We start from the raw sequence: 18,734 nt of genomic DNA, 5'->3' as shown, positions 1-18,734 counted from the left end.
TCGCGGCTACCATTTCACAGCGAACCCGAGCTTGGCGCCCAGGGCGTGGCTATCGCCAAAATCCTTGAGGCTTGTCCGCGCTGTCCCTTCTCCGAAGACGGCGTAGCGGCCGTCCGCCCAGCTCAGCGAGCCACCAAGGCCGACACCGCCCCATAGCGCCTGATTTTCGCTGACCAGCTTCGTGCCAGAGACATCGACATCATTTCCGTCGAGGAAGTCGTAGTAAAGGTTGCCGAGCCCGTAAATGTGGGTGCGGCTTACTTGCCCGGCATCGTCCACCCACTGGTCTTCATAGTCCGCGGAGAGGCCGAGGCGGCCAACGAGGCTGTTGCTGCTGCCGGGCGACACGACGGCGCCAAACGGGTCCGTGAACGTGTCGAAGTCGACCGACGAATAGGCAAGCTGGGCTTGGGGCGTCAGCGACCAGTTGCCGTTGAGGGCGATCTTCTGTCCGGTCTCCACGCTCAGCCCGTAGCCGAAACCGTTGTTGCCGTCCGCAAGCGTGGTGCCCAGCGTGGCCGACCGGATGTCACTGTCATACCATGTCGCCTCGGCCTGCGCGTCGACGTAGAAGCCACCGCTGCCGAACCAGGTGAGCGTGCTGCCGACGCCGTAGCCGGTGGCAGCGATCGACCCTGCCCCGAAGATCGAGGAGACGTCCGACGACGCGGTTCCGTAGTGGGCCGTAATCCCTCCGATCAGGGTACCGGCGTCGCTTTCGTGCAGCAGGCCATCGACGCCGGCCTGCAGCTTCCAGGTGGTCACGTCATAGTTCGTGCCGGAGGTCGACGTCTCCGGCTTGATCTCGGCATGGGCAGCTTCGATGCGCGCCCATATCGCCTTGCCGTCGACCGAGCCCTGGCCTGGCAGGTCCGCACCTTGCGGCGTAGCACCCTCGCCCCACGAGCGATTGCCAATGCGTTGCTGCATGGTGCCCAGTTCATTGAAGGCCTGCAGCACCCCTTCATAGGCCTCGTACAAAGGCACGCCGGGCGAATAGAGCGGCTGCGGATCGGGATCGCCGTTGACCAGGGCCGAACGCAGATACCAGTCGCCGTCGGCCGGCGTGCTGACGCCGTTCTTGTAGAGCCTGTATGCATAGGCCCCACCGACCACGGCCTGGTCGCCCTGGAAGACATAGTCGCCAAGCAGGCTGAAGGTGCCCGCCGACGTGCCGCCGATGTCGACCACCTTGATGCCTTCGACAGTCTGCGCCCCGCCGCCGCCCAGGTTGACGACCTTCAGATCGGTGGCGCCCGACGTATTGCCGGTGACCACGAGCTTGTCGGTGGGTGAAGCATCACCGCCGAGCACAGTCTCGATCTCCAGCACGCCGCCATTGCCGACATAGTTGCCGGCTACCGTCAGCGTGCCAGGCACGCCGGGATTGCCGGCCGCGATAACGCCGCCGGCGAAGTTGTTGGTGTCACAGACAGTGCCGGTGCCCTGGAGACGGCCGCCCGCGTTCACATTGACGATGCCGCACAGGCTGCCCGACACGGCGAGCGTACCAGCATCGATCGACGTCGTGCCGGCAAAGCCCGAGCTGTCCGAGGCGATGGCCATCGTCCCCGTGCCGCTCTTGGTCAGGGTGCCGGCGCCGGCCAGGGTCCCGTCCCAGGTCAGCGTCGTGCCGGCGTCGGTGAGCACCGTGCCTTGGCCGAGAAGGTTCATCGCGCGGCCACTGTTGAAGCTGGCGGTCGTGTGCAGCGTGCCGCCGTTGAAAGCGAGAGCGCTGGCCGCATCCCCGAGATTGCCGTCGGCGGAGACCTGGAGCGTGCCGCCATTGATCGCGGTGCCGCCGGTGTAGCTGTTGGTGCCGGTCAGCACCAGCGTCCCGAGATCGGTCTTGACCAGCTGGGTGTTGCCGGTCAGCTGCGCGGCGATGGTGGCCGTGATGCCGGCTCCGGCCGCGGTGCCGTCGCCGACACGGATATTCGATGTCGGTCCGCCGGCCAGCGCGACGGGACCGCCCTGGATGACATAGCCGTCGGTCAGGAACTGCATGCCGGAAGCCGCGACCTGGCCGAGGCCGTTGTCCACCGTTACCGTGCCTGCCGCGCCCGCGAAGATCGCGAATGCGCTGTCCGTGAAGGGGGCATTGACCGCGCCTGTGCTGTCTGCCCAATTGTCGTTGCCGGTCGAGTTCTGCCACACACCGTCGCCGCCATCGATGACGCCGTTGAACTTCGGACCAGCAGCCCCGTCCCAGTAATTCAGTGTCAGCCCTTCAGTGTTGACGAGGTTCACCTGGTTGGCGATTGCCGTCTGCACGAAATAATCCGTCGACGGGATCGTCCCGACCGACAGCCCGTTATTGGTCAGGGTACCGTTGTAGTTGAACACCCGGTAGACGCCGGGGCCGAACGTGCCGCCTGGCGAAACCGAGACGTTGAGCGTGCCGTCAAGCACCAGATTGCCGCCGACCGTGGTCAGGTCGTTGAGCGCGCCGCCTGCAACATTCGCCTGACCGAAGCTGTAGTTCAGGATCGAGCCGCCCGAGAGCGACAAATTGCCGGCGATCGCGAGCGTGCCTGGAGTGCCATCGGCCGCACCGGGAGACAGCGTGGCGCCGTCGGCGATTGTAACGTCGCCGCCGAGCGTGCCGGTGCCACCGAGCGTGGCGCCGCTCTGGACCGAGGTGAGCCCGGTTGCCCCGCTTTGGTTGCCATTGACGAACAGGCTGCCGGCCGAGACCGTGGTCGGGCCGGTGTAGCTGTTGGCGCCGGTGAGGGTAAGCGCGCCGCCGCTGGTCTTGGTGAACCCGCCCGCGCCGCCGATCAGGCCCGACAGTGTCAGACCGGCATTGGTCTCGAAGGTGCCGCCGCCGGCATTGAGCGTCACGTCGCGGGCGGAACTGAAGGCCGCGGTGTTGCGCAGCGTGCCGCCGTCGAAGCTGAGCGCTCCGGCCGCGGCACCCAGGTTACCGTCGTCCGATACCTGCAGCGTACCGCCGTTGATGGCGGTGCCGCCGGTGTAGCTGTTGGTCCCGGCCAGAAGCAACGTGCCGAGACCGGTTTTCACCAGTTGGGTGTTGCCGGTCAGGTTCGAACTGATGGTCGCGCTGTAGGCCGCGCTGGCGGCCGTGCCGTCGCCGACGCGGATGATCGACTGCGGACCGACCAGGGCGATGTCATTGCCCTGGATCAGGTAGCCCCCCGTGGCAAACTGCATTCCGGAAGCGCTGACGCCGCCCAGGCTGTTGTCGACCGATACGGTTCCAGCCGCGCCGGCAAAGATGGCAAACGCGCTGTCGGTGAAGGGAGCGTTGACGATACCGGCGCTGTCGGTCCAGTTGTCGTTGCCGGCCGAAGCTTGCCAGAGCCCGTCCCCGCCATTGACGAAACCGTCGTTCTTCGGTCCGGCCGCGCCGTCCCAGTAGTTCAACGTAAGTCCGGCCGTGTTGACCAGATTGACCTGATGATCGATTGATGTTTGCACAAAGAAGTCAGGCGAAGGGATGGTGCCGATATTCAGGCCATGGTCGAACAGGGCGCCGTCATAGCTGATCACCCGATAGATGCCGGGGCCAAAGGTTCCCCCGGGAGAAACGGCGACATTGAGCGTGCCGTCGAGGATGAGATCGCCGCCGACTTCAGTCAGGTCGTTGAAGGCGCCGCCGGGTACGTTCGCCTGGCCGAAATTGTAGTTGAGGGTCGAGCCGTTAAGCAAACTCAGACCGCCGTTGATGGTGAGCGTTCCTGGTGTGGCCCCGACATCACCTGGGTTCAATGCGCCGTCATTGAAGACAAAGACATTACTGCCGATGATGCCCGTACCGCCCAGCGTACCACCTGCATTGACGGCTGTCAGGCCTGTGGCCGCCGACTGGTCGCCATCGACCAAAAGCGTGCCGCCATCGACAACCGTATTGCCCGTATACGTGTTGTTTGCGGTCAGGATGGTCGTGCCGCTGCCGAACTGCCTCAAGCCGCCTGCGCCGCTGATCGTGCCGCCGAAGGTGAAGTTATCCGAGCGGTTGAACGCCAGCGTGCCGTTGTCCGTCACGTCGCCGGTGAACGAGCCCGCAGAGCCGCCATTGCCGAGCTGCAGCGTGCCGGCCGAGATCGTCGTGCCGCCGCTGTAGCTGCTGTTGGCCGTCAGCACCGTGGTGCCGGTTCCGATCTGCCGTACGGCGCCCGTGCCGGTGATCGCGCCACCAAAGGTCAGGCTGTCCGAACGATTGAAGGCCAGGACGGCGTTGTTGGTCACGTTGCCGGCCAGCGTGCCGGCCGTCGCCCCGTTGCCGACCTGCAGGATGCCCGCGGCGATCGTCGTGCCGCCCGAATGCGTGGCATCGCCGGCGATCACCAGCGTGCCGGCGCCGTCCTTGGTCAGCCCGCCTGCCCCGGTGATGCCTCCGGTCAATGTGGTCGTCGTGCCGCCATTGGTCAGGAACGTGCCGGCGCCGGCGAGCGTAACGGCACGCCCGGTCGTGATGTCTGCAATCGTGTTCAGCGTGCCGCCGCCGAACGTCAGGCCGCCAGCGGCGTTGCCGAGATTGGCGTCCTGCGAGATCCGGACTGTTCCGCCATTGATGCTCGTGCCGCCGGTATAGCTGTTGGTCCCCGAGAGAACCAGCGTGCCGAGATCGGTCTTCACCAACTGGCTGTTGCCGGTCAGGCTCGAATTGATCGTCGCGACGTAGGCTGCACCGGCGCCCGTGCCGTCGCCGACGCGGATGATGCTCGCGCCGCCGACCAGCTCGATCGGGCCGCCCTGGACCAGATAGCCATTGGTGGCAAACTGCATCCCCGCGGCCTGTACCTGGCCGTTGGTGTTGTCGACGGTCACCGTGCCCGCGGCGCCCTGGAAAATCGCGAAGCTGGCATTGGCGAAGGGAGCGGCGAAAAGGCCGGTGGAGTCGGTCCAGTTCTGGTCGCCGGCGGCGCGCCAGGTGCCATTGCCGCCATTGACGATGCTGTTGGAATGCGGACCGGCATCGCCGTCCCAGTAGCTAAGTTGTAGCCCCGCCGAATTGACCAAATTGACCTGGTTGGCGACCGAGGTCTGCACGACATAATTTGGGTCGGTGACGTTGAGGCCATTGTTCGTCAACGTGCCGCCATAGTTGATGACACGGTAGACGCCAGGGCCGAACGTGCCACCGGGGCTCTGTGTCACGTTCAGCGTCCCGTCCAGCGTCAGATTGCCGCCGACATTGACCAGATCGTTGAAGGCGCCGCCGGCCACATTCGCCTGGCCGAAATTGTAGTTGAGAGCCGCGCCGCTGGTGAGGCCCAGACTGCCGTTGATCGTCAGGGTTCCGGCGGCGTTGCCGGGAGCACCTGGGGCAAGCGCGCCGGAGACGTTCGCGCTGCCGCCTATCGTTCCCTTGCCGCCCAAGGTAGCACTTGGACCAACGGTGGTGGTTCCGGTCGCGCCCGACTGGTTGCCGTCGACGATGAGTGTTCCGCTAAGGACAGTTGTCGTACCAGCGTAACTATTGTCCGCGGTGAGCGTGGTCGTGCCGAGATTGTTCTTCGACACTCTTCCCGAGCCGGTGATCGTCCCGCCGAAGGTATAGTCGTTGTTCAGGGCGAAATTTAGAGCGCCATTGTTGACGACAGTTGGCGTGTTCAGCGTGGCCGCCGTTGGTCCGTTGCCAACCTGCAGCACCCCGCCGCTGATCGTCGTCCCGCCGCTATAGCTGTGGTCTCCGAAAAGCGTCAGCGTACCAGCGCCCTGCTTGTCCAGGCTCTCGAAGCCGCTGACGCTGGCGCCCTGCAGCGTGCGATTTATCGCGGTGACCACCCGAAGCGTGTCGCCTGCACCGCTCTCGCCGCCAGTGCCGGCGTTGACGCCAACACCGCTGATCGCGGCGGCATCGTTGAGCACCAGCGTATCGTTGCCGGCGCCGAGGTTCAGCGCGGCGGCGCCCGTATTGAGCGTGCCGCTGACATTCACCGTGTCGTTGCCGCCGCCGAGGTCGCCATTGGCCAGCAACGTGCCGCCCAAATTGACGTTGATCGTGCTCGCCCCGGCATCGCCGGTCACCGTCGACGACGTGGCGCCGGGACCCTGCACGGTGCCGTTCACGGTCAGCGTGCCGGCGCCGTTCATGGCGATCGTCGCCGTGGTCAGGACTCCGTTCACCTGCAGCGTGCCCGCGTTGACGCTGGTCGCGCCGATGGTGTTTCCGACCGAGGTCAGGACCGTGGTGCCGGAGCCGATCTGCGCCAGGCTGCCGGGTCCGCTCAGCGTCCCGGTGAAATTGAAGGTGTCGCTGCGGTTGATCGACAGCGTCGAGGTCGGCGAATTGACGATGACGTTGCCGGCGCCGGCATTGCCGGTGGTGCCGCCATTGCCGATCATCAGATTGCCGTCGTTGATGACGGTGTTGCCGGTAAAGGTGTTGTTGCCGGTCAGAGCCCAGGTGCCGCTGTCGTTCTTGGCCAGCGTGGTGACGCCGCCGGGGCCGTTGGCGATGGCGCCGCCCATCGTGTTGAGGCCGGTGTTGGTGCCGCCGAGCGCGATCGTGCGGTCACCGTTCCCGGTTTGCGTCACTGCCGCCGTGTTGCTGAAGACGACCGCGCCGGTGCCGGACGACTCGATGAAGCTGGTCCCGGTCGAGAGTGTGAACAGGCGGTCGGTGGTATCGCCCGCCCCGGTATAGCGCAGGGTCGAGCCGGTGCCGATCACCAGGTTCGACGCGAGGCTGGATGACTGGCCGATACTGCTCGCCTGGCCGCCATTGGCCAGCTTGTCGACGCCGAGCACGCCGCCGCCGCTGATGTTGGTGGCGCCGGTATATGTGCTGGCTGAGTTCTTCAAGATCCAAGTGCCGGTACCGGTCTTGGCCAGCGCTGTGGTGCCGCCCGAGGGATTGTCGATGCGCGCCGAGAGCGAGTTGTTCCCGGTGTTCGTGCCGGTCAGCGTCAGGGTTCGGTTGCCGGCGCCGGTCAACGTCACCGGCGCGGTGCTGGTGAAATTGATGGCGCCGGTGCCGGAGGCGTCGAGCGCGCCGCCGGCCGTCCCGATGGTAAACTGACGATTCGTGCTGCCACCCGTACCGATATAGACGAGCGCGCCACCATCGAGAACCAGACTGCTCGCGGCGCTCGTGGACGCCCCGATGGAGCTGTTGGTGCCACCATCACTCAGGCAGGTCACGTTAAGGAATCCTGACTCGATCACGGTCGAGCCAGTGTAGCTGCTCGCGCAGCCGGTCAGAGTTTCGGCGGCTCCCGGGCCACCGCTCTTGCGTAAGCCCCCACTGCCGCTGATGACGCCGGAAAAGGATGCATTGCTGCCGTTGCTGATGGTTAATGTGGCGCTGCCTAGCATAATGCTGCCCGGGCCAGGATTGCCGGAATCATCGCTGAGAAAGCGCACGGTATTGCCGAAGCCGTTCAGGTCCGCTGTAGCGCCGGCACCGACACTCAGGCCGCCGGTCCCGCCAAAGGCGCTTGCCGATCCTGCCCGCAAGATACCGGCCCGGACGGTGGTGTCACCCGTATATGTATTGGTTCCCGACAGCACGAGCGTGCCCGGTCCAGACTTTACCAGCGCACCTGCCCCAACCACCGAGCCGCCAAGTCCAAGGGTGGTTGCGGCGTTGCTTACCTGGATGAAGTTGCCGCCCGAGGCCAGCGTCAAGCCCCGGTCGATGCTGACGTTGTTGCCGGTGTATACCAGCGTACTTGAGGCGAGCACGAGATTGGAGGAAGCTGCCCCCGACATGCCGATGTCGCTGGCCGAGCCGCCATTGGCAAGGCAACTCACAAAGAGATTGCTATTCGTAACAGTCGTGACGCCCGTGTAAGTGTTGCCACAGCCGGTGCTCATAATCTGCGTTCCAGCTGCAATAGTCACACCGCCGGCACCGCTGATCACGCCGGTAAAGCCGGTGCCAGTGCTATTGTTGTTGATCCGCAAAGTGGCGCTGCCAAGCGTGACCGCGCCGCCTCCATTGAGGCCGCCGACCGTGTTGTTGAGGCCGTTGAGGTCCAGGGTACCGCCAGCATTCACCGTCATGGCGCCAACGCCTGTGCCATTGGAGTCACTGCCGCCAAAGGCTTGGGTGGAACCGGCCCGCAAGACACCTGCGTTTACAATTGTTCCGGCCGTATAGGTGTTGGTTCCCGTCAGAAGCAGCGTGCCCGCGCCCTCTTTGCGCAGAATGCCGCTGCCTGTCGCTTGCCCGCTCATGGTCAGGGTCGTGGCGGCGTTGCTAACGTCGACACCGCCGCCGGTTACGCCTGCACCTAGCGTAAAACTCCGGTTGGTGCTCGTGGAGGCGCCCGTGTATTTCAGATTGGCGGCCGAGCTTATGATCAAATTGGCCGCGTTGCTGCTTGCGGCCCCAATACCGCTCGCCAGCCCACCGTCGGCGAGTGTGCTTACGGCCAGCGTGCCGCCGGCAATGGTGGTGACGCCGACATAGTCATTGTTCGCGTTTGCGAGGGTCAATGTACCCGCGCCGGACTTGGTAAAGCCGGCATCGTCCGGGCTGGTGACCTGGCCGGTGAAGGTCAGGTTGGTGACGCCATCGACCTGGACCGTGCGCGACGCGCCTCCATTGACCAGCGTAAAACCGCGATCGGTGGTGGCGGTGGCGCCGGTGTAGTGCAGCGTGCCGCCCTCGATCACCAGATTGGACGAGGCCGCCGACGAGGCGCCGATGGCGCTCGCCGCGCCGCCATTGCCGATACTGTTGACGTTGAGAATGCCGGAACTCAGCGTCGTGGCGCCGGTATAGGTGTTGGCGCCGTTCAGCGTGACCTGCCCGGTCCCGCTGCCACCGCTGACAAAGCTGGTGGCGCCGCCATTGTTGACGATGGTGGAATTGATGATGAAGCTGCCGGCGCCGTTCTGCAGCACGCCCAGAACGCTGCCACCAGCACCTCCGGTCAGATTGCCGCCGGTGATGGTCTGCGTCCCTGACGTTGACGACACGATGATCGCGCCGTCTACGCCCAACGTGTTGCCGGCGCCGACGGTCACTGTCGAGTTTGCCGCCGCCGTGTATTTCAACCCGCCGAGTTGTTTGCTGCCGCTGACCGTACCGAAATAAGGCGTGTTGGCGGCGCCGGCCGTGTCGCTGACCACATCGCCGTTTACCCAGGTGGCTGCGTTGTCCTTGTTCGCGTAGGCGGTGAAGGCGACGATGTTGTTGCTGCCGTCCACCGCGGCATAGTCGGTGCCGTTGACGGTGGCCCAGCCGCCCAGCGTCGCCGAGGTGGTCTTGATGTTGCCGCTGGCCGGCAGTGTGAAATCCACCAGGCCGCCAGTACGGTTGACGGCGCCGAGATTGACGGTGAGGCTGCCGCCGCTCGCGCCGGACGTTGCGGTCACCTTGTTGCTGCCGGCGGTGATGTTCAGGCCGTTGAAGGTCTGGGTGTTGGCTTCGCCGGCGGCGCCGGTCACGGTCAGAGTGCCGCCGTTCATGTTCAGGGTGGACGCAGCGGAGACGATGTCACTGACTGGTCCGCCGGCTGGAGAAAAGTCCAGCTTCAACGTGCCGCCGCCGATCGTCGTGTCGCCCGTATAGCTGCTGGCACCGGTCAGCGTCAGCGTGCTGAGGCCAAGCTTGGTGAGACCGCCGCTGCCGGTCAGGCTGCCGGCATAGGTCTTGCTGGTATTGCCATTCAGGATCAGGTCGGCGCCGGCATTCAGTGCCACGCTGCCGCCCGTGCCCTCGAGCGACGCAAAGGTCATGTCGAAGCCGTTGAGGTCCACCATGCCGCCATTGACGACGAGCGGATTGGAAAGCCCGAACGCAGTAGAACTGCCGGCCGTGAGGGTGCCGTTTTGGACCGTGGTGGTGCCGGTGAAGGTGTTGGCGCCGCTCACCACCCAGGTGCCGGCGCCGTTCATCGTCAGATTGCCCGCGCCGGAGATCAGGCCGGAAAACGTGTTCGACCCCGCGAAGCCGCCGCCCAGCGTCAGTGTGTCGGCGACCCCGCCCGCGACGAAGCTCGTCGGCCCGCTGAATGCGAGCGCGCCAGTGCCGTCGTTGCCGATGGTGGTAGGGCCCGAGATGGTCAGCGTACGATCGCTGGCCGAGCCCGCTCCCGTATAGCTCAGCGTACTACTTTGAAAGTTGATCGTGTTGCCGGTGCCGAACGAGCTGTTGGCACCACTGTTCGCCAAGGTCGCGGCCTTGACGGTGATGGTGGTGATGACGGTCGGCCCGGTATAGGTGTTGGCATTTCCCAGGGTGATGGTCCGGCCGGCGTTGCCGCTGAATTGAATCGTCCGGGCGGCCGAGGAACTGATGACGCCCAGCAGGTCCATGTCGGCGGATGCCGCAGAAAAATTCATGGTGAGTGTGAAAGCGCCTGCCGCCGCGATGTCACCAGTCAGCGTCAGCTTGCCGGTGCCGGCGTTCTGAAACGTATTGCCACCGCTGGAAGTGTTAGTGAACCGCCAGTTGCGGTTGGAGCTGTCGCCATCACCGGAATAGATGATCGACCCACCCAGGCCGCCGCCAGCGCTGACCGCGATCGTGCCCAGGGTCGCGTCGGTCGGCGCGCCAAGCGAACTCGCCACACCGAGATCTGCGACGGAGGTGAAGCCGTTTGTGCCTTGGCCGAAAATCGTTTGGCCCGTGTAATCATTGGCGTTGTTGCTGATCGTGCCGGAAACTTGTAGGCCTCCAGCGCCGGTGAAGCGCGCCGTAAGAGCACCGCTCCCGGCGACCGCACGCCCACTAACGATTGTGATGACGCGGCTGGCGGCCAGCGCGCCAGTCGAGCTGATAGAGGTACCGTTTGCAAGCGACACGCCATTGCTGGCGTTGCCGAGCGCAGCATCATTCGCGAGCCCAAGCCCTCCGCCCGAGACGGAGATACCACCGGTAAATGTATTGACTCCGCTGAGCGTGAGTCCGCCTGCGCCTGTCTTGGTGATGCCCGCCGATCCCGCGATGATCGAGCTGATGGTGGTCGCACCTGCCGTGGAGATGGTTGGCGTGGCGCCGCCGAGCGTCAGCGTGCTGCCGTTGAGGATATAGCCGCTGGTTTCAAAGGTGAGATTGTGCGCGGTGATCGGCACGCCCAGCGTCACCGTGCCGGCCGTAGTGCCGCCAAAGAAGGCGTCGTCGAGCGCGCCATTGCTCCAGAAAGTATATGGCCCGCTGGTGCCGTCATTGTTCGGGCTCCAGAAAAGCCCCGTCGTGTTCCAGGCACCCGTGCCGCCTCGGCCCGCGGCCGTGCCGTTGGGGTCCCAGTATCTGTCGGCGCTGCTGGCCGAACCCGCGGCAAGCCCCATCAGCAGCGCCGCCGGCAAAAGCCGGGCGCCCCACGCGCGAACGGTGGCTGTGACCAGCTGCGCCATCGACGGCGCATAGCTGGCAGCTTCGCCGTTGCACTTGGTCATGCGGCCACCGCGCAACAGCCGCGAATCGAAAGCTGCACCTCGCAGGTTTCCGGATACGCCGAAGCAAGACTGACCAGCGCCGTCGCGGGACCGGGAGAGCAACTGGGCCGCCTCGCCACCGAGCAATTCCGACATGCAGCCTCCCCCGCCCTATATCATGGATGGCTAATGTGCACATCCATTCTCCTCGACTCAGACACATACTTGAGAAGAAACCTAGAGTTGAGCATTACCTCGCAATATTGTTGAGAGCATCTTAATTTTTCGGCGCTCTGTCACATCCATGCCACGTTTTCGCCACTTGTCGAAGACTGCCTCGCAGCCTGCTTACTCGATCCCCCAGATCTGGCCTCCCGAACCGCGCTGAGTTCACTGTCTCAGCCCGTCTTCAGGACCCGGTTAGCGACGTCAAGCAGGGGTAACCCCCCTGAAGTGCGAGCTGCGAGGCCGGTGGCGTGCGCCTATCCGCTGCTTGATGATTGCCACAGCGGCGGCCATCCGGTTCTGGAGCGAAGTGGGGAGAAAGACGCCGTTTCACTGCCTGTGGCCGAATCCCCCGGAACACGGGCGATCCTCAGCGGAAACGGGGTTTTCGCTCGGCAAAGGCCGCATCAAGGGCTTCCAATTGACGAATGCTCGTCGCAGGGCTGCTTCCTGCTTCTAAGCTTCCTGGACGACAGAAGCTGCCACGGAAACCGAAGGCGCTTCCAGGCTCCATGTTATGCCATGCGGACCGTGTTCGAGAATTCCCTGCCCACTAACCGCTGCGGGCGCGACCCGCTTCAGCACCACGGTTCCAAAGCCACCTTGTCCGACAGTCTGAACCTGCGGCCCATCGGTTTCGACCCAGGTGAGGTGAAAGAGCCTCGAAGCACCGGAACCGGTGATGCCCCATGTGACCGAGATCCGGCCCTTGTCCCCTGAGAGAACCCCGTATTTGGCCGAGTTGGTCGCCAGTTCGTGGAAGGCAATCCCGAGATACTGAACTGCGTTGGGACTGAGCACCAATGATGGGCCCGACATTTCGATCAAATCCCCCCGCGGGAAAGGCTCGACCTGGGCCGCCAAGAGGTCGCTGATCGTGGCACCCTTCCAATCCGCCGATACAAGCAGGTCGTGAGATCGTGACAACGCCATGATGCGCTCGCGCACCTGGGTTTCAAATTGTTTTGGCGTCTCCGATCGCTTGTTGGTCTCCCGGATCATCGACAGGATGACCGAATACTGGTTTTTCACCCGGTGGTTGACCTCGCGCATCAGCATGCGGATGCGATATTCATTCTCCTTCGTCGACGTGATGTCTCGCGCTATCTTCGATGCGCCCGTGATCTGCCCGGTTGCGTTACGCACGGGCGATATCGTCAGTGAAACCGGAACCAGGCTGCCATCCTTGCGCTGGCGGGTCGTTTCGAATGGTTCGACGCGCTCGCCGCGGCGAATGCGTTGGAGAATGCGGGGTTCCTCGTCCTGATGGTCTTCGGGGATCAGCATGGTCACCGACCGGCCAATCGCTTCGTCGGCGGTATAGCCGAAAAGCCGTTCGGCGCCCTGGTTCCAGCTTTTTATGATGGTGTTGAGATCCTTGCTGACGATCGCGTCAAATGAGGATTCCACGATCGCTGAGAGGTGCTGCCTGGTTTCTTCGGCACGTTGGCGGTCCGTCAGGTCCAGCAGCATGTTTACGGCGCCGATCAGAGCGCCGTGCTCGTCCCGCAGCGGTGTCGGGTAGGGCAGGAACGGAAAAAACGATCCGTCGGGACGTTGCGCAACAGCTTGCTGATTGCGGACCGGCCTGTTCTCCTTGAGCGCAATGGCCATCGGGCATTCATCGTGCGGCAATTCCTTGCCGTCGGCAGTGAACAGCTTGAACGTCACGCACCATTTATCCTTGCCGATTTCAGGCTCCCTGCCTGCCAGATCGGCCGCGGCGCGGTTGTAGTAGGTGATCGTCCCATCCTGATCGGTCGTGTAGATGGCGACGGGTAGGCCGTCGAGTATCTGGTGATAGGTACTGTCATGCTGCCTGAGCTCCGAGCGGGTGTGCACCAAGTCGGTTACATCGACCGTGAAGCACCGGGTGTTGATCAGCTTGCCGTCCCGGAAATGTCCGCTTGAGGTGACTTCGACGTGCTTGATCGATCCATCGCTGGCCCTCAATCGCGCCGGATATCTTACGATCTTCTCGCCATTGGCAAGGCGACCCAAAATGTCCTCTATGACGTCCCGGTCGGGATAGAACTCGGCGATGTGGCAACCGAGGTAGTCCTCTGCGGGATAGCCGAGAAGGTCGAGCTCAGCCTGGTTGGCATGCACGATTACGCCGTCTGCGTTCACCAGATGGAGGGCAACGGCGCCGTTTTCGAAGAAATCCTTGTAATCGAAATCCAGACCGTCATTGCTGGACACCCCCGGGTTTTCGAAGGCGACAACATTCGCCTGTGTTGCTTCATGCATCCCAAACACCTTGTCCAGTCCAACCAGATATAATGCGGCTTGGATCAGTTGGTTCCCATTGCTCGCGGTCTCGACCCGCTGCGTACGGGAACCGGACCCTAAAAGGGTCGTAGCCTCGACTCGTCTTCCATCTACAAACGTGCGATCATCCGCGCATGGGCAAACCCTTGGTCCTTGTCGTCGACGACGAAGCCTTGATAGCACTGGATATGGAGTCCACTCTTTCGGAGGCGGGCTTTGCCGTGGCATTGGCGGCGACATGTTCCCAGGCGAAACGTTTTCTTGCGGACCATACCCCCGCCGCAGCGATCCTGGACGTCAGGCTGTCGGACGGCGAGGCTGTTGACGCGGCAAAAACCTTGGCAGGGCGGGCGGTTCCTTTCATCGTCTATTCCGGCCTGGGGCTCGAGGAAACCCCCGAAGCGTTCTCGTCTGGCGTAAGAGTGATGAAACCCGCCGGACCTGCAGAGGTGGTCCGGGCTCTCAAAGCGATGACCGCCGGGCAGCAGAAGGCGACGGGATAGCCGTGCTCTGAGCACCTTCGGTCTAAATTAGCCAGGCGCTGCCGGAGCAGCTGCCGCGCCTCACGGAGCAGCGAGTTGCGGCCGGTGCCGATCAGGCGAACAAGTTCGCGCCCGTGATCCTCGGTGATGCCGGTCTCCCTGGCAATTGACAGCACCAGTGCTTCTTCCCTTCCACTTTCTTAGGGTCGTGCGTTGCCCGTGCTGATCATGCCTTCTCCATCGGCTCAACGCCAAGATCTGAGAGAGACTCATTCCTCGACGCACGGTCAACCTCGTTGTGCCGCGTTTGAACGGCAGAGATAGCGGCTCAATTATTGCGTTGCCAGGATCGATCCTGGCACAGCCAAGTGGCCGATCCATTCGCACGATAATGCGCCCCGCGCAGGGACGGCGCCAGCACGGGCCAGATCGACCGGACAGATTGAGCAGTCCTATGCCTCTCCGAACTCGGCTTCGTTTCTCGACTTCGGGTGCCGCTCGTAGTCAACGGGCGGCGGCAGGAGCATGATTTCGGTCTCCTTGCGGCCGAACTCTCGGCCGATCTGGAACGCCGCGTAGATCGCGCCGAGGCGGATAAGGAATCTGAGCATGGGGTTCTCCTTCGGTGTTAGGAACCGCAAGGCCGCGAGATTGTTCCATGGCTTGCGAGTGGGGGACGATCTTGCCGTCTCACCAGGCATTCCAGCGCCGGCGCGGCAATCTGAGACATGGCGGTGCGGCTAGGCTGTTGCGGCCGTTGCCTGGGCCGGGATCCGTTTTCGAGGGGCCGGACGCCGTCGATCGCGGCGTTTCGAAACGACTTTGAGGGGAACGGCCGGCGCTGGAGAAAGTGCGCCAAGCACAGCGTTGACCATGCCGTGGGCTACGAAATCGGCGCTGATGTCGGCGGCCAAAGCTTGCCTTTCTTGCCCGACATCGCCCTGCTCCGCGTCTGACCAGAACACAATCCCAATTCTCAAACCTGCCTTGGCGCGCTTCAGTCTGCGGACCAGAAAGCGGGCATGCTTGAGCGAATCCCGGTTCAGGAAACCGACCACGACGGTGTCGATCGCCTCTAGTTCGAGACGACGAATACCTGCCGGCTCCATATCGACAAAACTGGCCTTCGCCACCGTAGCACCTTGCACCTCCAGCACCTGAGCGAGCATGGCGGCAGCGGCATCGTCGAGTTCGCCGCGACCGCCGGCACAAAGCACCGACATGTCCTTGCCGTCGGGCAGTTCGATCTCTTCCTCTTCGATGCCATCTGTTTCCTTGCTCGCGCTCCCTTCCGCGGTGGTTGTCGGCGCATCTTCCTCGCTTGCCTCTTCCTGTGCATCGTCGGCAAGATTTGCCACAAGAATTTGGGCGCTCGCCGCCACCTGCCTTCGCTGTTGATCGCCCATCACGCCACGCATGCGGTCCTGCTCGCCCAACAGGAGAGCAGGAATGGCGACAGTGTCGTAGAAATCGATCAGGTACTTCTCCTCGAGGATCTCCTCGGCATGGTCAGTTGCCTCGTCGGGATCGCCGGCCAGGAGCCGTTGATAGAGCCGGGCGTGAGCTTCAAGGACGGGCTCGTTGCCAAACAGGACGTCGAGAAATTCGAACTGCGGAACATGTCGCCCGAGGACGACGAGGCAAACTGTCAGCGGCGTCGAAAGGACCAGGCCGAGCGGCCCCCACAACCATGTCCAGAAAATTGCCGCAACGATGATTGCCAAAGGAGAAAGTCCCGTGCGCGAGCCGTAGAGCCACGGTTCGATGACGTTGCCGGTTACCAATTCCATGACGACAAACAGTGCGGCGGTCCACAGCACCAGCGACCAGCCGGGCGCAACCGCCAAGGCCAGAAACAAGGGCAGCAGCATGCCGATAACAGGGCCGATATAGGGAACGAAGCGCAGCGCCAGTGCCAGCAACCCCCACAGCAGCGCGTTGGGAATGCCGAGCACCCAAAGGCCAATCGCGATTGGTATGGCGTAGACGATGTTGACCACCAATTGCATGATCAGATAGCGGCCAACCCGTTTGCCGGCATCCTGCAATGCCTGCGTTGTGCGATGGAGGTCGCCATAGCCGACGAGGCGGATAAACCGGTCGCGCAGATCCTCGCGCTCAAGCAACATGAAGATGACGACGATGATGATCAGGCCAGCTGATGCCAGCGGGCTGATCAACGGTCCGATGATGTTCTGCAATACCTCCAGAGGTCTCTCGCGGGCGACGATCTCGACGGGAACAGGCTCGCGCCGGGGCTTGTCGGCCGCAGGCGGCGCCACATCCTGCTTGTCGATCTCCTGACCGACACGCTCGATCACCCCGCTCAGCCTGGCAATTATGCCGCCACCAACGCCCGTCTCCTTGAGGGAACGTACCTTGGTCAGAATGTTTGTCTGGTAGACGGAAATGTTCTGAGCAAGCTCGCTTACCTGGGTCGCAACAATGAAGCTGAACAGGCCCAGGGCCGCGAATGCGCCAATCACGCTCAGAAGCACTGCGGGCAGCCGAGGCAAGCCGACACGCTTCAGTGCGGAGACCATCGGCACCAGAGCAAAGGTCAAAAGCAGCGCGATGGCAATGGGAAGGAACACCTCACGACCGAAATACAGCGCAGCTACTGTCGTGACGATGGTTGCCACGGTAGGCAGAGCTGTGCGCGGATGGGCATTGCCTGCCGCAAGAATCCGTCCTAGCCCCCGCTCGGACGATGAGATGTCGTTTCGACGATTGGCAGCCACGTGATTCCCCCCGTTTCCTAGCGATAGTTAGACCCATTCGCCTGCCGGGCAATGTTTAGCAGGGCCGAATACATACGTTTTGCGGTTTTGCGCCCTGGGCGCTGTGCTCTGACGGTTCAGTCGATATCGTCGGAGCCGCAAATCTGTGGTAAAGCCGCCGCCCAACCAACCAAAGGACGACATCTGTGAGCGAACCGACTGTGGCCGAAGCGACCGAAAGTATCTATGCCTCGCTGCGGGCGGACAATGCCGACATCGACGCCCATATCGCGACGCTCAAGGCAGCGCTGACACGAGAGGGCGCAAAACAGGCGGTGTTCGATCCGGCAAAATTGGCGCAGAACAACCGCTCGGGCCGTAAGTTGATGCAGGCTTATTTTCGCCAGCGCGGCGTGAGCGTGAAGTTTTCGGACCAGTAGCGCGCGGCAGCTTGGGGGAACCGCGTCTCGACGGACGGTCCGTATCTCGCCCGCTCCGCCCTGCGGTGGACTTTCGTCAATCGCAGGCGAATCCCGCATTGCCCCTGCCCAGGTCGGTGTCGCCCCCTGCCCCTGCAGCTCTTGACGGAAACCGGTGCCTCCTGTTTGAGGTGGACCAGGACGTTTGCTGCATGGGGAGATGGTGGGCAAGGGTGGGCAAACAGTGAAGCGCGTTCTTCGGATGCTTGCCGCGGCGATCATCGCGTCCGGGGCGACCGGCTGCACGAGCATTTCCTACTACGCGCAGTCGTTGCAGGGTCACGCGCAGATCATGGCCGCCCGCAAAAATATTACAAAACTCATCCGTGATCCTTCGACGCCCGAGGCATTGCGCGCCAAATTGACGTCGGCCAGCGCGATAAGACGGTTTGCGACGGATGAACTGGCATTGCCCGAGAACAGCAGCTACCGCAGCTATGTCGACATCCATCGCGACGCCGTGACCTGGGCCGTTTTTGCCGCGCCGCAATTCTCGCTTGCGCCACGAACATGGTGCTTTCCGGTTTTCGGCTGCGTTCCATACCGGGGTTATTTCTCCCGGAAATCCGCGACTGAGAACGCAGTCGAACTTCAAAGACAGGGGCTGGACGTCTATGTCTCGGGCGTCACCGCCTATTCCACGCTTGGCTGGTCGAGTGACCCGCTACTGAGCACCATGCTGCGTCAGGACGACACCTATCTCGCCAGCCTTGTTTTTCATGAGCTGGCGCATCAGCGCCTCTATGTGGATGGCGATTCCGCATTCAACGAGGCGTTCGCCGTTGCCGTCGAAACCAGCGGCGTCAGGAAATGGCTCCGCGCCGCCGGCGACCGGGCCGGATTGCGCCGCTACGAAGCCGATCGCAAGCGCAGCGCCGATTTTCTTGGACTGGTGGCGAAGACGCGCGACGAGCTAAGGCAGGTCTATGGTAGTCCCCGCACCCCGGAAAAGATGGCGGCCGCCAAGGCAGCAACCATCGACCGGTTGCGGATGCGCTATCGGCGGATGCGCGACAGGCACTGGGCCGGATACCGGGGATACGACGCCTGGTTCGCTGCCCCGATCAACAACGCCAAGCTCGCGGCAACTTCTGTCTACGGTGAACAGGTTCCGGCCTTTCTTCGCTTGTTCGACCTTTGTTCGGGCAACTATCCAAGGTTTTACGCTTCTGTCCGGCGGATCGCGGATTTGCCCAAATCGTCCCGCGCCGAAGCGCTCAAGGCTGCTGACACGTGCAATTGACTTGAACAAGCAC

General features: G+C 63.2%; 7 protein-coding genes. 3 read left to right on the top strand and 4 right to left on the bottom strand.

Translation table 11 applies throughout. The annotated features are described in order from the left end of the window. Positions 1-6 precede the first annotated feature (6 nt). Both NKL06_RS22065 and NKL06_RS22060 read right to left on the bottom strand, forming a co-directional pair. The gene (locus NKL06_RS22065; protein WP_198027040.1) at positions 7-11,322 is read right to left on the bottom strand and encodes an autotransporter-associated beta strand repeat-containing protein; all 11,316 of its coding nucleotides are present in this window, start codon (positions 11,320-11,322) and stop codon (positions 7-9) included. Positions 11,323-11,982: 660 nt separating this feature from the next. Further along, the gene (locus NKL06_RS22060; protein WP_023691873.1) at positions 11,983-13,776 is read right to left on the bottom strand and encodes a PAS domain S-box protein; all 1,794 of its coding nucleotides are present in this window, start codon (positions 13,774-13,776) and stop codon (positions 11,983-11,985) included. Between the two features lie 155 nt (positions 13,777-13,931). On the opposite strand from NKL06_RS22060, the gene NKL06_RS22055 reads away from it, so the two are divergent. After that, positions 13,932-14,300: a response regulator gene (locus NKL06_RS22055; protein WP_023671108.1), complete on the top strand. Its 369-nt coding sequence runs from the start codon at positions 13,932-13,934 to the stop codon at positions 14,298-14,300. Positions 14,301-14,731: 431 nt separating this feature from the next. On the opposite strand, the gene NKL06_RS22050 is transcribed toward NKL06_RS22055, so the two are convergent. Together NKL06_RS22050 and NKL06_RS22045 are read right to left on the bottom strand one after the other, a co-directional pair. Beyond that, a complete protein-coding gene (locus NKL06_RS22050; protein WP_023807227.1) occupies positions 14,732-14,890 on the bottom strand; it encodes a hypothetical protein in 159 nt (52 codons plus the stop codon). 129 nt (positions 14,891-15,019) lie between these two features. Next, positions 15,020-17,020, bottom strand: coding sequence for an AI-2E family transporter (locus NKL06_RS22045; RefSeq protein WP_023691875.1), 2,001 nt, complete (start codon positions 17,018-17,020; stop codon positions 15,020-15,022). A gap of 185 nt (positions 17,021-17,205) precedes the next feature. Here NKL06_RS22045 and NKL06_RS22040 point away from each other — a divergent pair, with 185 nt between their 5' ends. Both NKL06_RS22040 and NKL06_RS22035 read left to right on the top strand, forming a co-directional pair. Continuing rightward, positions 17,206-17,439 (top strand): hypothetical protein, encoded by a 234-nt coding sequence (locus NKL06_RS22040; protein WP_023686482.1) that lies wholly within the window; start codon positions 17,206-17,208, stop codon positions 17,437-17,439. A gap of 241 nt (positions 17,440-17,680) precedes the next feature. Continuing rightward, entirely contained in the window at positions 17,681-18,721 is a 1,041-nt protein-coding gene (locus NKL06_RS22035; RefSeq protein WP_031207829.1) for an aminopeptidase, read from the top strand. Positions 18,722-18,734: the final 13 nt, after the last annotated feature.

This window comes from Mesorhizobium sp. C268A (genome assembly GCF_040324475.1).
Classification (GTDB): Bacteria; Pseudomonadota; Alphaproteobacteria; order Rhizobiales; family Rhizobiaceae; genus Mesorhizobium.
Note: the sequence above shows the minus strand (reverse complement) of the source record. Positions and strands in the feature narration are given on the sequence as shown.